The sequence below is a fragment of the Streptococcus mitis genome (assembly GCF_009496285.1).
Classification (GTDB): Bacteria; Bacillota; Bacilli; order Lactobacillales; family Streptococcaceae; genus Streptococcus; species Streptococcus mitis_BP.
This window is the reverse complement of sequence record NZ_WIJK01000003.1, coordinates 32798-47873: the sequence shown is the minus strand read 5'-3', so window position 1 is coordinate 47873 and position 15076 is coordinate 32798. Positions and strand designations below refer to the sequence as shown.

The 15076-nt window shown below is 39.9% G+C and carries 16 protein-coding genes; 11 read left to right on the top strand and 5 right to left on the bottom strand.

Annotated features, from left to right (window positions below; genetic code table 11):
• Positions 1-29: 29 nt before the first annotated feature.
• From GEZ89_RS01675 to GEZ89_RS01665, 3 genes are read right to left on the bottom strand one after another with little or no spacing between them, the layout of a single operon-like run.
• A complete protein-coding gene (locus tag GEZ89_RS01675; RefSeq protein ID WP_153224738.1) occupies positions 30-1265 on the bottom strand; it encodes an NAD(P)H-dependent oxidoreductase in 1236 nt (411 codons plus the stop codon).
• A 17-nt stretch (positions 1266-1282) separates the two neighbouring features.
• A complete protein-coding gene (locus tag GEZ89_RS01670; RefSeq protein WP_153224737.1) occupies positions 1283-1888 on the bottom strand; it encodes an NADPH-dependent FMN reductase in 606 nt (201 codons plus the stop codon).
• Between the two features lie 40 nt (positions 1889-1928).
• Positions 1929-2843: an FAD:protein FMN transferase gene (locus GEZ89_RS01665; protein WP_153224736.1), complete on the bottom strand. Its 915-nt coding sequence runs from the start codon at positions 2841-2843 to the stop codon at positions 1929-1931.
• 316 nt (positions 2844-3159) lie between these two features.
• Here GEZ89_RS01665 and nox point away from each other — a divergent pair, with 316 nt between their 5' ends.
• Positions 3160-4539, top strand: a complete 1380-nt coding sequence (nox, locus tag GEZ89_RS01660; protein ID WP_153224735.1) for a H2O-forming NADH oxidase — start codon at positions 3160-3162, stop codon at positions 4537-4539.
• Positions 4540-4633: 94 nt separating this feature from the next.
• Here the strand turns inward: nox and GEZ89_RS01655 are convergent, their stop codons facing one another.
• Positions 4634-5491 carry a YitT family protein gene (locus GEZ89_RS01655; RefSeq protein ID WP_075231659.1) on the bottom strand — a complete coding sequence of 286 codons (858 nt, stop codon included), beginning with the start codon at positions 5489-5491 and terminating at the stop codon, positions 4634-4636.
• 62 nt (positions 5492-5553) lie between these two features.
• Positions 5554-7209: an Rqc2 family fibronectin-binding protein gene (locus GEZ89_RS01650; RefSeq protein ID WP_075231658.1), complete on the bottom strand. Its 1656-nt coding sequence runs from the start codon at positions 7207-7209 to the stop codon at positions 5554-5556.
• Between the two features lie 104 nt (positions 7210-7313).
• Here GEZ89_RS01650 and ybeY point away from each other — a divergent pair, with 104 nt between their 5' ends.
• The 10 genes from ybeY (at position 7314) to smpB (ending at position 15065) form a co-directional block, all read left to right on the top strand.
• A complete protein-coding gene (ybeY, locus tag GEZ89_RS01645; protein WP_153224734.1) occupies positions 7314-7811 on the top strand; it encodes an rRNA maturation RNase YbeY in 498 nt (165 codons plus the stop codon).
• The gene (locus GEZ89_RS01640) at positions 7792-8187 is read left to right on the top strand and encodes a diacylglycerol kinase family protein (RefSeq protein WP_000378160.1); all 396 of its coding nucleotides are present in this window, start codon (positions 7792-7794) and stop codon (positions 8185-8187) included. The genes ybeY and GEZ89_RS01640 overlap by 20 nt, the downstream gene beginning before the upstream one ends.
• Before the next feature lie 16 nt (positions 8188-8203).
• A complete protein-coding gene (era, locus tag GEZ89_RS01635; RefSeq protein WP_153224733.1) occupies positions 8204-9103 on the top strand; it encodes a GTPase Era in 900 nt (299 codons plus the stop codon).
• A 48-nt stretch (positions 9104-9151) separates the two neighbouring features.
• Complete coding sequence (mutM, locus tag GEZ89_RS01630) at positions 9152-9976, top strand: DNA-formamidopyrimidine glycosylase (protein ID WP_153224732.1); 825 nt, start codon at positions 9152-9154, stop codon at positions 9974-9976.
• Positions 9976-10581: a dephospho-CoA kinase gene (coaE, locus tag GEZ89_RS01625; RefSeq protein ID WP_153224731.1), complete on the top strand. Its 606-nt coding sequence runs from the start codon at positions 9976-9978 to the stop codon at positions 10579-10581. The genes mutM and coaE overlap by 1 nt, the downstream gene beginning before the upstream one ends.
• Positions 10568-11767, top strand: coding sequence for a multidrug efflux MFS transporter (locus GEZ89_RS01620; RefSeq protein ID WP_153224730.1), 1200 nt, complete (start codon positions 10568-10570; stop codon positions 11765-11767). The genes coaE and GEZ89_RS01620 overlap by 14 nt, the downstream gene beginning before the upstream one ends.
• Entirely contained in the window at positions 11767-11916 is a 150-nt protein-coding gene (rpmG, locus tag GEZ89_RS01615; protein WP_001809104.1) for a 50S ribosomal protein L33, read from the top strand. Before GEZ89_RS01620 ends, rpmG begins: the two co-directional genes overlap by 1 nt.
• A gap of 39 nt (positions 11917-11955) precedes the next feature.
• A complete protein-coding gene (gene secG / locus GEZ89_RS01610; protein WP_000282514.1) occupies positions 11956-12189 on the top strand; it encodes a preprotein translocase subunit SecG in 234 nt (77 codons plus the stop codon).
• Between the two features lie 103 nt (positions 12190-12292).
• Complete coding sequence (rnr, locus tag GEZ89_RS01605; protein ID WP_153224729.1) at positions 12293-14635, top strand: ribonuclease R; 2343 nt, start codon at positions 12293-12295, stop codon at positions 14633-14635.
• A complete protein-coding gene (gene smpB, locus GEZ89_RS01600; protein WP_153224728.1) occupies positions 14598-15065 on the top strand; it encodes an SsrA-binding protein SmpB in 468 nt (155 codons plus the stop codon). The genes rnr and smpB overlap by 38 nt, the downstream gene beginning before the upstream one ends.
• The last annotated feature ends 11 nt before the right edge of the window (positions 15066-15076 follow it).

Here is a 15076-nt window from a genome sequence, read left to right as displayed (position 1 = left end):
CTAGTTTGCTCTTTGATTTTCATTGAGTATTAGTTACTTGCACCAGAAGTAGCGTCTGCATCTCCATGGCCGCCATCAGCTGAGTCAGAAGCACCAGAAGTAGCATCTGCGTCACCGTGGCCTCCAGCAGGAGCAAACGGACCGCTTCCTCCTACCAAACGTTGACCAGTTTCTTTCAAGTACCAGTCAAGCCATGGTTGGAAGTTAAAGACAATTTCATTGATACCAGCATATGAACCATCAGGATAGTACATTGCTTGGTAGTTGTGAGTATTGATAACACCAGCAGGTGAACCTGGGACAATTGTACGTACGTATTCTTGGTTACCGTTCCTAAGAGTTCCAATAACCCACTCAACATTTTTCATACGTGCTGGTGGTAGTGAACCGTGAACTGTTGACATACGGCTACCAGATTGAGATGGTACACGTTTAGCAAACATGGTATCTGGATCTTGGTGAGCGTTGTTGTAGTATAGGAATTGGTTGTTATCGTCAGCATATGTCAATTCAAATGGCATAGCTTTCAAGAACATATCAATTTGGTTAACTGTAAGGATACCATGGTCAAGTTTAACGTATGTATCCCCAGATACAGCACCTGTAATTTCTGCAACTTTTTCTACCCATTCTGGATCATCAGGGTCAACTTCTGTAATAGTTGTAGCGATTGGTTTTCCACAATCCAAGTCTTCTGGATCAATTGGTTTTGGTTTTTTCAATTTAGAAACGACTCCCACGTATTTGACAAAGTTATCTAAGCAAGTTTCAAGGAATTTAACAGTTCCTTCGTTGATAATATTTCCGTTAGCATCAAAAGCTTCTTTAGCTTTTCCAAGAAGGAATTCATTACCTGGTAATGTGTAGGCATTCACCCCTGGAGCATCAAGAATCTTACGAAGGTGAACTTGCGCACGAGAAGTTCCTTGGTCGTAGTAAGAAGCACCCACGATCATCACTGGTTTGTTTTCGAATGGATGTACTTCATATGAAAGCCATTCAAGAACTGACTTGAGTGAAGCAGAAATTGTATGGTTGTGCTCAGGAGTAGCAATAATCACACCATCAGCACGAGTAATTTTATTGTAAAGAAGGCGTAATTGGAAGCTTTCGTCCCATTTTTCGTCTTGGTTAAACATTGGAACTTCATCGATTTCAAGAACTTCTAATTCAAATTTCAGTTTGAAGTTACGACGGATGAATTCCAAGAGTTTGCGGTTATATGATTGGTCGTAGTTTGATCCAACAAGTCCAACAAATTTCATTCTTTCGATCTCCTATCTTACAAATTTTCCCAGTCAAATTCTTCTGCATCTTTACGAAGAAGTTCTTGTGCATTACGCAATTTTTCAGTCACTTTAACAAAGATACGGAAGTCATCAAAGATGGCATCTAATTTCTTGATGACATCAAGATCTACCAAGTCACCATTCTTATCGAATGCTTGAAGAGAATGAGAGAGCAAGAACTCATCTGGGAGAACATTTGCTTTAATTTCTGGTGCATTCAAGATTTGACGGAGTTGCAATTGAGCACGTGAAGAACCGAGTGTACCGTATGAAGCGCCTGTGATCATCACTGGTTTGTTAAGGAGTGGAAATACTCCATAAGAAATCCAAGCAAGAGCGCTCATAAGAACGGCAGGAATTGAGTGATCATATTCAGGAGTACCGATAATCACACCATCAGCTGCTTCGATTTTTGCAGCGATTTCCAAGGCTTCTGCAGGAATAAGTTTATCTGCAGGTTTGTTGAAGACTGGTAGGTCTTTAATTTCTACCAATTCGATTTCTGCTTTATCAGCAAAGTGTTTTTGCATATATTGAAGCAGTTGGCGGTTTGTGGAACGTTTAGAGTTAGTTCCTACAATAGCAATAAGTTTTAGCATGAGCTTTCCTTTCTCTTTTTGCATTATTTATTATTTATCTTTAGATACCGGATGAACAAGCGATATGTCCATCTTTATCAATAAGGATGGCTTCGATTCCATCGATATTTTCGATTTGCCACATGATAGAAGCGCTACGTTCACCAAACAATCGTGTGGTCCATATCTCACCATCAACTGAGCGGTCAGATATAATGGTTAAACTAGCCAAATCCGTTTCAATAGGATAGCCAGTTTCACTATCGAAAATGTGATGATAATCCTTTCCATCGATTTCAAGATGCCGTTCATAAATTCCAGATGTAACAACTGACTTTCCAGTAATTGACAAGGTCATCAGATGATTACCACGTGGATGATTAGGGTCTTGAATACCAATTTGCCAAGGTTGTCCATTTCTGGCTTGGTTATTACCAATGGTAAGGATATTTCCTCCAAGATTGATAAGAGCAGAAGTGACACCATTTTCTTTTAAGAAAGTAGCAACCTTATCTGCACTGTACCCCTTTGCTAAACAACCTAAGTCAATTTTCATCCCTTTTTTTTCTAAAAAAACAGTAGAATCAATTGAATCAAGCTTGATAAAACTGGGATCTATCAATGGTAAAACGGAAGAAATTTCTTCAGGACTAGCAACTTTCGCATCGGAAAAACCAATACGCCAGGTTTGAACCAAGGGGCCGATACTAATATTGAGATGACTTCCAGGTGCTAGACTATGGTCTAAACCTAAGGAAATCAGTTCAAATAAATCAGGATGAACCTTGACTGGAGCAATTCCAGCTCGATGGTTGATTTCCATCAATTCCGATTCAGAACTGTTGGCATTGAAGCGAAATTCAAGCTCCCTAAGCAAATCAAAAGCTTGCCTGAGCAGACTATCAGCCTGATCATGTACTAAGGAAATGGTAATCGTAGTTCCCATTAGTCGTTGAGAAGATGAACTAAGAGGCAAAAAACCAACTCCTTTCAAGTCAATTGGAAATAGTTGTAAATCCTATCATGAAAGTGATGTAAAGATTTATATTTTATTCCCATGTAAATAGAATATCATAAAGTCAGCGTTTTCACAAATCATTTTTTACAAAAAGTCAAGAAATATGCTCAAAAAAACTAAATTCCCTTAAAATAAAATTTGAAAACGCTGAAAATAAGTTGATATATGTTTTCAATCTTTTCGAAAATAAGGGAAAACAAGTAAAAAGCTTGTAAACGCTCACAGAAAATGATATACTGGAAAGGTAAAAAAAATTAAAGGTAGGAATTATCTTATGAGTAAAATCGTAGTCGTGGGTGCTAACCACGCTGGAACAGCTTGTATCAACACTATGTTGGACAATTTTGGAAATGAAAATGAAATCGTTGTTTTTGACCAAAACTCAAACATTTCATTCCTAGGATGTGGAATGGCTCTTTGGATTGGTGAGCAAATTGATGGTCCAGAAGGTCTCTTCTACTCAGATAAAGAAAAATTGGAAGCAAAAGGTGCTAAAGTTTACATGAACTCACCAGTTCTTTCAATTGACTATGATAATAAAGTTGTAACTGCTGAAGTTGATGGAAAAGAACACAAAGAATCATACGAAAAATTGATCTTTGCGACTGGTTCAACTCCAATCTTGCCACCAATCGAAGGTGTTGAAATTGTGAAGGGTAACCGCGAATTCAAAGCAACTCTTGAAAATGTACAATTCGTTAAATTGTACCAAAACGCAGAAGAAGTTATCAACAAACTTGCTGACAAGAGCAAACATCTTGAGCGTATCGCTGTTGTCGGTGGTGGATACATCGGTGTTGAGCTTGCTGAAGCATTCGAACGTCTTGGAAAAGAAGTTGTCCTTGTTGACATCGTAGATACAGTCTTGAACGGATACTACGATAAAGACTTCACGCAATTGATGGCTAAAAACTTGGAAGACCACAACATCCGTTTGGCACTTGGACAAACTGTTAAAGCTATCGAAGGCGACGGTAAAGTTGAACGCTTGATCACTGACAAAGAAACATTCGATGTTGACATGGTTGTTCTTGCAGTTGGTTTCCGTCCTAACACAGCTCTTGCTGATGGCAAGATTGAACTTTTCCGCAACGGTGCCTTCCTTGTTAACAAGAAACAAGAAACTTCACTTCCAGGGGTATTCGCTGTTGGTGACTGTGCGACTGTTTATGACAACGCTCGTAAAGACACTAGCTACATCGCTCTTGCATCAAATGCTGTACGTACTGGTATCGTAGGTGCTTACAATGCTTGTGGACATGAACTTGAAGGAATTGGTGTTCAAGGATCAAACGGTATCTCTATCTACGGTCTTCACATGGTTTCAACTGGCTTGACTCTTGAAAAAGCTAAAGCTGCAGGATACAATGCTGTCGAAACAGGCTTCAACGATCTTCAAAAACCAGAATTTATGAAACATGATAACTATGAAGTAGCAATCAAGATTGTCTTTGATAAAGACAGCCGTGAAATCCTTGGTGCTCAAATGGTATCTCGTGATTCAGCAATCAGCATGGGAATTCACATGTTCTCATTGGCTATCCAAGAACATGTTACAATTGAAAAATTGGCCTTGACAGACCTATTCTTCTTGCCACACTTCAACAAACCATATAACTACATCACAATGGCTGCACTTACAGCTGAAAAATAATGATTTGTAAAACGGAAGATTTGCTTCTTCCGTTTTTATCATCAAAAAAAATAGTAACTTCAAATTCGAAGTTACTATTTTTGTTGTCTATGTATTAGGAAGTTTCTTCTTTTACAAAGGTGAAGCCTTCTCCAAGAATTTCGTGAGCTTCAGTGATGGTGATAAAGGCTTTAGGATCAATCGTATGAATCAATTCTTTCATCTTAATCATTTCATTTCTTGCTACGATACAGTAGATAATTTTTAAATCTTTTTGACTGTAGTAACCTTGTCCAGATATGAAGGTGACACCTCGACTTAACTCTTCATTGATTTTATCTGCCACTTCCATAGGCTTTTGAGTGATAATCATAAAACCTTTTCCAGCATATCCGCCTTCACCAATCAAGTCAATAACTCTTGAAACGATGAAGTCAAATAGAAGTGTATAAGTAACGAGACGAAGGTCTTGGAAGATAATTAAAATGAGCATTAAGATGAGGAAGTCTAGTGCAAAGAGTAATTTCCCTACGGAGATATTGGTGTACTTGTTCAGGATTCGAGCAACGATATCTGTCCCTCCAGTGGTACCACCAGCATTGAAGATAATACCTAGACCAAGTCCTAAAAGAACACCCGCAACTAAAGCAACGATGACCAGATCTCCCTCAAGATTAAAGCTGAGAGGAATCTTTTCAAAGATTGCTAACCAAATGGATAAGGAAATGGTTCCGAGTAGGCTGCTGTACAGGGTCTTCGCACCAAATATTTTCCAGGCTAGAATGAATAATGGGATATTGATGATGAGGTTCATCACGGAGATAGGGATGTTAAAGAGATAATAGGTAATCAAGGTGATTCCTGTTGCTCCACCCTCGAATAAGTGGTGGGGCACAACAAAATACGTGAGTCCGAAGGCATAAATGGCAGCTCCGAATATAATAGTTAAAATAGATTTGATATGCCGTAGCATTGAACACACCTCCCATTTTTATTTGAGTCTATAGCAGTAACAGCCCACCAGTATACAAGACTTTATTTGATTTTCATGGACTGAATCTTTTCAGGGTCTGGTGTGACACGGAGGGTCTTTTGCCCAGTATAGGTGACAAAACCAGGTTTTCCACCAGTTGGTTTGTTGAGTTTTTTAACTTCAATCATATCTACCTGAACGAGATTTGAGAGACGCCCCTTAGAGAAGTAGGCTGCAAGTTCTGCAGCGTCTGTTTTAACCTCATCAGTCGGATTGAGATTGGCAGTGATAACAACGTGACTTCCAGGGATGTCCTTAGCATGGAACCAGAGTTCTTCTTTACGAGCCATTTTAAAGGTTAACTCGTCGTTTTGAAGGTTGTTACGACCAACTAGGATAATGGTTTTTCCGTCGCTTGCAAGATATTTTTCAGGTTTCTGTCGTTTCTGGATTTTTTCCCTTTGTCTTCTGCGGATAAATCCTGTTTGAATCAATTCCTCACGAATTTCAGCAATTTCATCTAGTCCAGCCTGGTTGAGAACTGTCTCTACACTTTCTAGGTAACGAATAGTAGCCTTGGTTTCTTCGATTAGTTCAGTCAGGTATTTAACAGCTTCTTTTAATTTCTGATAACGCTTGAAGTAACGTTGAGCATTTTGGTTTGGTGTTAAAGCTTTATCAAGTGCAATCGTGATAGGTTGATTGGTGTAGTAGTTTTCCAAAATGACCTGATCTTGGTCATTGGGAACTTGATGAAGAAAAGTCGTTAGCAATTCACCTTTTTGACGAAATTCCTCTGCATTTTCAGTAGCAAGGAGTTCTTTTTCTTGTTTTTTAAGTTTTTGACGATTTTTTTGTAGCTCATTTTCAACTCGGCGAATGAGTTCGCTAGCCTGTTGCTTAACTCGATCACGCTCTGCCTTATCCTTGTAATAGACATCAAGTAATTGAGAAAGGCTATCAAAATTCTCCGTTGTTTTGCTAGAAAAAGGCACACAAGAGAAAGACTTGTCTGTTAAGCAAGGTTTGGTTTCTTGCTTAAAAAAGCTTCGGAAATTGGATAGTTTATCATTCGTTAATAATTTTTCCAATTCGTTTGCCGTATCTCGCCCTATACCTTGAAAGAGACTCTGGAGATTTTTGGCAGTTAGTTCTTGAGTTTGTAGAATCTCAAACAATTTTTCATCCTTGATGGTAAAAGGATTGAGAGCCTCTGTGCCTGGAGGAGCAATATAAGTAGCACCAGGTAATAAGGTACGGTAGCTATTTTGAGAGAAACCAATATGCTTGATAACTTCAAGGATTTTGTGACTAGACTTATCCACAAGTAGAATATTACTGTGTTTGCCCATAATCTCGATGATGAGTGTGGCCTGGATATGGTCCCCAATCTCGTTTTTATTGGAAACCGTTATTTCCACGATACGATCATTTTCGATCTGCTCGATTGACTCAATAACTGCTCCTTGAAGGTATTTTCTCAATACCATAATAAAAGTAGATGGCTGAGCAGGATTTTCAAAGGTTGACTCTGTTAACTGGATGCGTCCAAAAACAGGATGGGCAGACAGGAGCAAACGATGACTTTTGCGATTGCTACGGATTTGCAAGACCAGTTCTTGTTCAAAGGGTTGATTAATTTTTTGAATGCGACCATTTAGTAACTCAGTTCGCAATTCCTCAACCATGTGGTGTAAATAAAATCCATCAAATGACATGGTTCTCTCCTCGTGAATGTATTCCATAGTATTATATCAAAAAGGTAGAATAAAATCATAGAAATGTGATATAATAAAGCCAAGTAAAGAGAATCGAGAAATACATGTATATTGAAATGGTAGATGAAACGGGTCAAGTTTCAAAAGAAATGTTGCAACAAACCCAAGAAATTTTGGAATTTGCAGCCCAAAAATTACAAAAAGAAGACAAGGAGATGGCAGTCACTTTTGTGACCAATGAGCGTAGTCATGAACTCAATCTGGAGTACCGTGACACAGACCGTCCGACAGATGTCATCAGCCTTGAGTATAAACCAGAGTTGGAAATTGCCTTTGACGAAGAGGATTTGCTTGAAAATCCAGAATTGGCAGAGATGATGTCTGAGTTTGATGCCTATATTGGGGAACTGTTCATCTCTATTGATAAGGCACATGAGCAGGCTGAGGAGTACGGTCATAGTTTTGAGCGTGAGATGGGCTTCTTGGCAGTGCACGGCTTTTTACACATTAACGGCTATGATCACTACACTCCCGAAGAAGAAGCGGAGATGTTCGGTTTACAAGAAGAAATTTTGACAGCCTATGGACTCACAAGACAATAAACGAAAATGGAAAAATCGTGACCTAATCTCAAGTTTAGAATTTGCCATCACTGGGATTTTGACTGCAATTGAGGAAGAACGTAATATGAGAAAGCATGCAGCGACAGCTCTTGTAGTTGTTCTTGCAGGTTTTGTTTTTCAGGTGTCACGAATCGAATGGTTATTTCTACTTATGAGCATTTTCATGGTGGTAGCTTTTGAGATTATTAATTCAGCTATTGAAAATGTAGTAGATTTGGCTAGTCACTATCACTTTTCTATGTTGGCAAAGAAAGCTAAGGACATGGCAGCAGGTGCCGTGCTTGTAGTCTCAATTTTTGCCGCTTTGACAGGTGCGCTTATCTTTCTCCCACGGATTTGGGACTTATTATTTTAAACAGTAAGAGGAAATTATGACATTTAAATCAGGCTTTGTAGCCATTCTAGGACGTCCCAATGTTGGGAAGTCAACTTTTTTGAATCACGTCATGGGGCAAAAGATTGCTATTATGAGTGATAAGGCGCAGACAACGCGCAATAAAATCATGGGTATTTACACCACTGATAAGGAACAAATCGTCTTTATCGATACCCCAGGAATTCACAAACCCAAAACAGCTCTTGGCGATTTCATGGTTGAGTCTGCCTACAGCACCCTTCGTGAAGTGGACACCGTAATTTTCATGGTGCCTGCAGATGAGGCGCGTGGTAAGGGCGATGACATGATTATCGAGCGTCTTAAGGCTGCTAAGGTTCCAGTGATTTTGGTGGTCAATAAGATTGATAAGGTTCATCCTGACCAGCTTTTAGCTCAAATTGACGATTTTCGCAATCAGATGGACTTTAAGGAAATTGTTCCTATTTCAGCCCTTCAGGGGAATAATGTTTCACGTTTAGTCGATATTCTAAGTGAAAATCTTGAGGAAGGTTTCCAATATTTCCCTGCGGATCAAATCACAGACCATCCAGAACGATTCTTGGTTTCTGAGATGATTCGTGAAAAGGTCTTACACTTAACTCGTGAAGAAATTCCACACTCAGTTGCAGTAGTGGTGGACTCAATGAAAAGAGACGAGGATACAGACAAGGTTCACATTAGAGCAAACATTATGGTCGAACGTGACAGCCAAAAAGGGATTGTCATCGGTAAAGGTGGTGCCATGCTCAAGAAAATTGGGACTATGGCCCGTCGTGATATCGAGCTCATGCTAGGAGACAAGGTCTTCCTAGAAACTTGGGTCAAGGTTAAGAAAAACTGGCGAGATAAGAAGCTAGATTTGGCTGACTTTGGCTATAACGAAAAAGAATATTAAGAAGAGGTGGGCAGTAGCCTGCTTCTTGTTTTTAGAGAAGGAGGAGTTATGCCTGAATTACCTGAAGTCGAAACGGTTCGACGAGGTCTTGAAAAACTGATTCTAGGGAAGAAGATTGCTAGTCTTGACATTCGTTATCCCAAGATGATTAAGACAGATTTGGACGAGTTTCAAAATGAAGTGCCTGGTCAAGAAATTCAATCGATGGGGCGCCGTGGCAAGTATTTACTTTTCTTCCTGACAGACAAGGTCTTGATTTCTCATCTAAGGATGGAAGGCAAGTATTTTTATTATCCAGGTCAAGTCCCTGAACGTAAGCATGCCCATGTTTTGATTCATTTTGAAGATGGAGGCACTCTAGTCTACGAGGATGTCCGCAAGTTTGGCACCATGGAATTGCTTGTTCCTGAACTCTTAGATGCTTACTTTATATCTAAAAAGCTTGGACCAGAACCTACTGAACAGGATTTTGACTTAGAGATTTTTATAGGTGCCTTGAAGAAATCTAAAAAAACGATCAAATCGCATCTTCTCGATCAGACTTTGGTTGCTGGATTGGGAAATATCTACGTGGATGAAGTTCTCTGGAGAGCGAAAGTTCATCCAGCTAGTTCTTCTCAGAGTTTGACAAGAGCTGAAGCGATAGCTATTCATGAACAGACCATTGCAGTCTTGGGGCAGGCTGTTGAAAAAGGTGGTTCAACCATTCGCACCTATACCAATGCATTTGGCGAAGATGGGACCATGCAAAACTTTCATCAAGTTTATGACAAGGCAGGACAAGCCTGTTCACGTTGTGGATCCATCATCGAAAAAATTCAACTCGGTTGTCGTGGGACCCATTTTTGTCCAAAATGTCAAAGGAGAAAGTGATGAGAAAAATTATCGGAATCACTGGTGGTATTGCATCTGGGAAGTCCACTGTCACAAATTTTCTAAGACAAAAAGGGTTTGAAGTGGTAGATGCGGATGCTCTTGTTCACCAACTTCAAAAACCTGGTGGTCGCCTTTATCAGATTTTAGTAGAGCATTTCGGTGAAAAAGTCCTTCTAGAAGATGGGGAATTGAATCGACCATTACTTGCCAGTCTGATCTTTTCTAACTCTGAGGAGAGAGAATGGTCTAAAGAAACTCAAGGACAAATCATCCGTGAAGAATTGGGCTCTTTGAGAGACAAGTTATCTAAGACTGAGGACCTATTTTTCATGGATATTCCATTGCTTTTTGAACAGGACTATGTTTCATGGTTCGATGAAACTTGGCTAGTTTATGTAAGCCGAGATACCCAGCTGGATCGCTTAATGAACCGTGATCAGTTATCCAAAGAGTCAGCTAAAACTCGTTTAGCTTCACAGTGGCCTTTAGAAGAAAAGAAGAAATTTGCTACTTATATATTAGACAATAATGGCAGTCGAGAGCAGCTTTTGAGTCAAGTAGTGACCTTACTTGAAGGAGGCGATGCCCATGCAAGAGATTAGTTGGAAGGATAATCTTCGTATTGCTTGGTTTGGTTGTTTTTTAACAGGAGCCAGCATTTCTCTCGTTGTTCCTTTCATGCCTATTTTTGTCGAACAGTTAGAAATTGAAGGAGATCAAGTTGCCTTTTATTCAGGTTTAGCTATATCAGTCTCAGCCATTTCTGCAGCCTTTGTATCACCAATTTGGGGTATCTTAGCAGACAAGTATGGTCGAAAACCCATGATGATTCGTGCAGGGCTAGCCATGACTATTACTATGGGAGGTCTGGCCTTTGTTCCAAATGTTTTCTGGCTCTTGTTCTTAAGGTTTCTTAATGGAGTTTTTACAGGATTTGTACCCAATGCGACAGCTTTAATTGCTAGTCAAGTCCCCAAAGATAGGTCAGGATACGCTCTAGGGACTTTATCAACTGGTGTTGTCGCTGGAACTTTGACTGGTCCCTTTGTCGGTGGTTTCATTGCCGAAATTTTTGGAATTCGCAATGTTTTCTTGATGGTTGGTGGTTTTTTATTTCTGGCTGCTATCTTAACTATTTTTTTTATCAAGGAAGACTTTCAACCAGTGCCGAAAGAAAAAGCACTCCCTACCAAAGAGCTCTTTACTTCTGTTAAATATCCTTTTCTCTTGATAAATCTATTTCTAACTAGCTTTGTGATTCAATTTGCTGCCCAATCTATCGGTCCTATCCTTGCCCTGTATGTACGAGATCTGGGACAGAAAGAAAATCTTCTCTTTGTCTCTGGCTTGATTGTATCTAGCATGGGCTTTTCAAGTATGATGAGTGCAGGAGTCATGGGGAAATTAGGTGATAAAGTGGGCAATCATCGACTACTTGTCGTAGCTCAGGTATATTCAGTTTTCATATATCTATTATGTGCAAATGCGACTAGCCCATTCCAATTAGGCTTCTATCGTTTTCTATTTGGTTTGGGGACAGGAGCTCTGATACCTGGTGTCAATGCTCTCCTAAGCAAAATGACCCCTAAAGTTGGCATTTCAAGGGTATTTGCCTTTAATCAAGTCTTCTTTTATCTAGGAGGAGTGATAGGTCCCTTAGCAGGATCAGCAGTAGCGGGACAATTTGGCTATCACTCAGTATTTTATGCAACAGCTCTTTGTGTAGCTCTCAGTTGTTTATTTAACCTTATCCAATTTAGAACATTATTAAAAGTGAAGGAAATCTAGTGCGAGTAAAAATCAATCTCAAATGCTCCTCTTGTGGCAGCATCAATTATCTAACCAGTAAGAACTCCAAAACCCATCCAGACAAGATTGAGGTCTTAAAGTATTGCCCTAAAGAAAGAAAAGTGACTCTACATCTTGAATCTAAGTAGAAATTATGGTAGAATAATAGGGATTTTAAGGAGTTTGATATGTATAACCTATTATTAACCATTTTATTAGTATTATCTGTTGTGATTGTGATTGCAATTTTCATGCAACCAACTAAAAACCAATCTAGCAATGTATTTGATGCCAGTGCAGGTGATTTGTTTGAACGTAGCAAAGCGCGTGGTTTTGAAGCTGTAATGCAACGTTTGACAGGAATTTTAGTCTTTTTCTGGCTAGCCATTGCCTTAGCATTGACGGTATTATCAAGTAGATAAGAAAATAATGGGCGGGACTAGGTCTTTGCCCATTTTTATTTTTAAAAGTGGTCACACCTAAGTTATAGTTCAAAATGAAAATAAAAAAATCTAGAAAGTAAACATGAAAGATAAAATAAAAGAATATTTACAAGAGAAGGGGAGTGTCACAGTTAATGACTTGGCCAGTGCTCTCGGGAAGGATGGTTCAAAGGACTTCCGTGAGTTAATCAAAACTCTTTCCTTGATGGAACGTAAGCACCAGATTCGCTTTGAAGAAGATGGTAGTCTGACTTTAGAAGTTAAGAAAAAACATGAAATTACCCTCAAGGGAATTTTTCATGCCCATAAAAATGGCTTTGGTTTTGTTAGCCTAGAAGGGGAAGAGGACGACCTTTTTGTAGGAAAAAACGATGTCAATTATGCTATTGATGGTGATACCGTTGAGGTCGTGATCAAGAAAGTCGCTGACCGCAACAAGGGAACAGCTGCCGAAGCCAAAATTATTGATATCTTAGAACACAGTTTGACAACTGTTGTCGGCCAAATCGTTCTAGATCAGGAAAAGCCCAAGTATGCTGGCTACATCCGTTCGAAAAATCAGAAAATCAGTCAACTGATTTATGTGAAGAAACCAGCTCTTAAACTGGAGGGAACAGAAGTTCTCAAGGTATTTATCGATAAATACCCAAGCAAGAAACATGATTTCTTTGTCGCCAGTGTCCTCGATGTGGTGGGGCATTCAACGGATGTCGGAATTGATGTTCTTGAGGTCTTGGAATCAATGGACATTGTCTCAGAATTTCCAGAGGCTGTTATTAAAGAAGCAGAAAGTGTACCTGATGCTCCATCCCAAAAAGACATGGAAGGCCGTCTGGACCTGAGAGATGAAATTACATTTACCATAGATGGAGCAGATGCTAAGGACTTGGACGACGCAGTTCACATCAAGCACTTGAAGAATGGAAATTTTGAACTAGGAGTTCATATCGCGGATGTTTCATACTATGTAACAGAGGGTTCTGCCCTTGACAAGGAAGCCCTCAATCGAGCGACCTCTGTCTATGTGACAGACCGAGTAGTTCCAATGCTACCAGAACGCCTTTCAAATGGCATCTGTTCTCTTAATCCTCAAGTGGACCGCTTGACTCAATCTGCTATTATGGAGATTGACAAAAATGGTCGGGTTCGTAATTACACCATTACGCAGACAGTTATCAAGACAAGTTTCCGTATGACTTATAGTGATGTGAATGATATCCTAGAAGGTGATGAAGAGAAGAGACAAGAGTATAAGAAAATTGTTCCTAGCATCGAACTCATGGCCAAGCTCCATGAAATTCTTGAAGGTATGCGGATTAAGCGTGGAGCTCTTAATTTTGATACCAATGAAGCTAAAATCTTGGTTGACAAGCAAGGGAAACCAGTAGATATTGTTCTTCGTCATCGCGGTACTGCAGAACGTATGATTGAGTCCTTTATGCTGATTGCCAATGAAACAGTTGCTGAGCATTTTAGCAAGCTAGACCTTCCTTTCATCTATCGAATCCATGAGGAGCCAAAAGCAGAAAAAGTTCAGAAGTTTATTGATTACGCTTCTAGTTTTGGCTTGCGAATCTACGGAACTGCCAGTGAAATTAGTCAAGAAGCCCTCCAAGACATCATGCGTGCCGTTGAGGGTGAACCTTACGCAGATGTGTTATCCATGATGCTTCTGCGTTCTATGCAACAGGCTCGTTATTCTGAGCATAATCACGGTCATTATGGACTAGCTGCGGACTATTACACTCACTTTACCAGTCCGATTCGCCGTTATCCGGACCTCCTTGTTCATCGTATGATTCGTGACTATGGACGTTCTAAGGAAGTAGCGGAGCATTTTGAACAAGTAATTCCTGAGATTGCGACCCAGTCTTCAAATCGTGAGCGCAGAGCTATTGAGGCAGAGCGTGAAGTTGAAGCCATGAAAAAAGCTGAATACATGGAAGAGTTTGTGGGTGAAGAGTATGATGCAGTCGTTTCAAGTATCGTCAAGTTTGGTCTTTTTGTTGAATTGCCAAATACAGTCGAAGGCTTGATTCACATTACTAATTTACCTGAGTTCTATCATTTTAACGAACGTGATTTGACTCTTCGTGGGGAGAAATCAGGGACAACCTTCCGTGTGGGACAACAGATACGCATTCGTGTCGAAAGAGCCGATAAGATGACAGGGGAGATTGATTTCTCCTTTATTCCAAGCGAATTTGATGTGATTGAGAAAGGTTTGAAAGACTCTGGCCGCAAGGATAGAGGTAGTCGTTCGGATAAGAAAGAAGACAAGAGAAAAGCTGGTCGCTCAAGTGATAAGCGCAAGCATTCATCAAAAGACAAGAAGAAAAAGAGCAAGAAACCTTTTTATAAGGAAGTAGCAAAGAAAGGAGCTAAGCATGGCAAAGGGCGAGGGAAAGGTCGTCGCACAAAATAAGAAAGCAAGCCACGATTATACAATTGTTGATACCATTGAAGCAGGAATGGTCCTCACTGGTACAGAAATCAAAAGTGTTCGAGCAGCCCGCATCAATCTGAAAGATGGGTTTGCTCAGGTTAAGAATGGGGAAGTTTGGCTGAGCAATGTCCATATCGCTCCTTATGAGGAGGGCAACATCTGGAACCAGGAGCCAGAACGTCGTCGTAAACTTCTCCTTCATAAAAAACAAATCCAGAAATTGGAGCAAGAAACCAAAGGGACAGGGATGACTCTGGTTCCACTTAAAGTCTACATCAAAGACGGCTATGCCAAGCTTCTTTTAGGACTTGCTAAAGGAAAACATGACTACGATAAACGTGAGTCGATTAAACGTCGTGAGCAAGACCGAGACATTGCGCGTGTTATGAAAGCAGTTAACCATCGATAGAAAGAGTGAAG

What these genes read in the sequence shown, in the direction of transcription:
- GEZ89_RS01670 (WP_153224737.1), bottom strand. Translation starts at nt 1,888, where the DNA reads ATGCTAAAACTTATTGCTATTGTAGGAACTAACTCTAAACGTTCCACA.
- GEZ89_RS01620 (WP_153224730.1), top strand. Translation starts at nt 10,568, where the DNA reads ATGCAAGAGATTAGTTGGAAGGATAATCTTCGTATTGCTTGGTTTGGT.
- era (WP_153224733.1), top strand. Translation starts at nt 8,204, where the DNA reads ATGACATTTAAATCAGGCTTTGTAGCCATTCTAGGACGTCCCAATGTT.
- mutM (WP_153224732.1), top strand. Translation starts at nt 9,152, where the DNA reads ATGCCTGAATTACCTGAAGTCGAAACGGTTCGACGAGGTCTTGAAAAA.
- nox (WP_153224735.1), top strand. Translation starts at nt 3,160, where the DNA reads ATGAGTAAAATCGTAGTCGTGGGTGCTAACCACGCTGGAACAGCTTGT.
- GEZ89_RS01675 (WP_153224738.1), bottom strand. Translation starts at nt 1,265, where the DNA reads ATGAAATTTGTTGGACTTGTTGGATCAAACTACGACCAATCATATAAC.
- smpB (WP_153224728.1), top strand. Translation starts at nt 14,598, where the DNA reads ATGGCAAAGGGCGAGGGAAAGGTCGTCGCACAAAATAAGAAAGCAAGC.
- GEZ89_RS01655 (WP_075231659.1), bottom strand. Translation starts at nt 5,491, where the DNA reads ATGCTACGGCATATCAAATCTATTTTAACTATTATATTCGGAGCTGCC.
- GEZ89_RS01650 (WP_075231658.1), bottom strand. Translation starts at nt 7,209, where the DNA reads ATGTCATTTGATGGATTTTATTTACACCACATGGTTGAGGAATTGCGA.
- coaE (WP_153224731.1), top strand. Translation starts at nt 9,976, where the DNA reads ATGAGAAAAATTATCGGAATCACTGGTGGTATTGCATCTGGGAAGTCC.
- rnr (WP_153224729.1), top strand. Translation starts at nt 12,293, where the DNA reads ATGAAAGATAAAATAAAAGAATATTTACAAGAGAAGGGGAGTGTCACA.
- GEZ89_RS01640 (WP_000378160.1), top strand. Translation starts at nt 7,792, where the DNA reads ATGGACTCACAAGACAATAAACGAAAATGGAAAAATCGTGACCTAATC.
- ybeY (WP_153224734.1), top strand. Translation starts at nt 7,314, where the DNA reads ATGTATATTGAAATGGTAGATGAAACGGGTCAAGTTTCAAAAGAAATG.
- secG (WP_000282514.1), top strand. Translation starts at nt 11,956, where the DNA reads ATGTATAACCTATTATTAACCATTTTATTAGTATTATCTGTTGTGATT.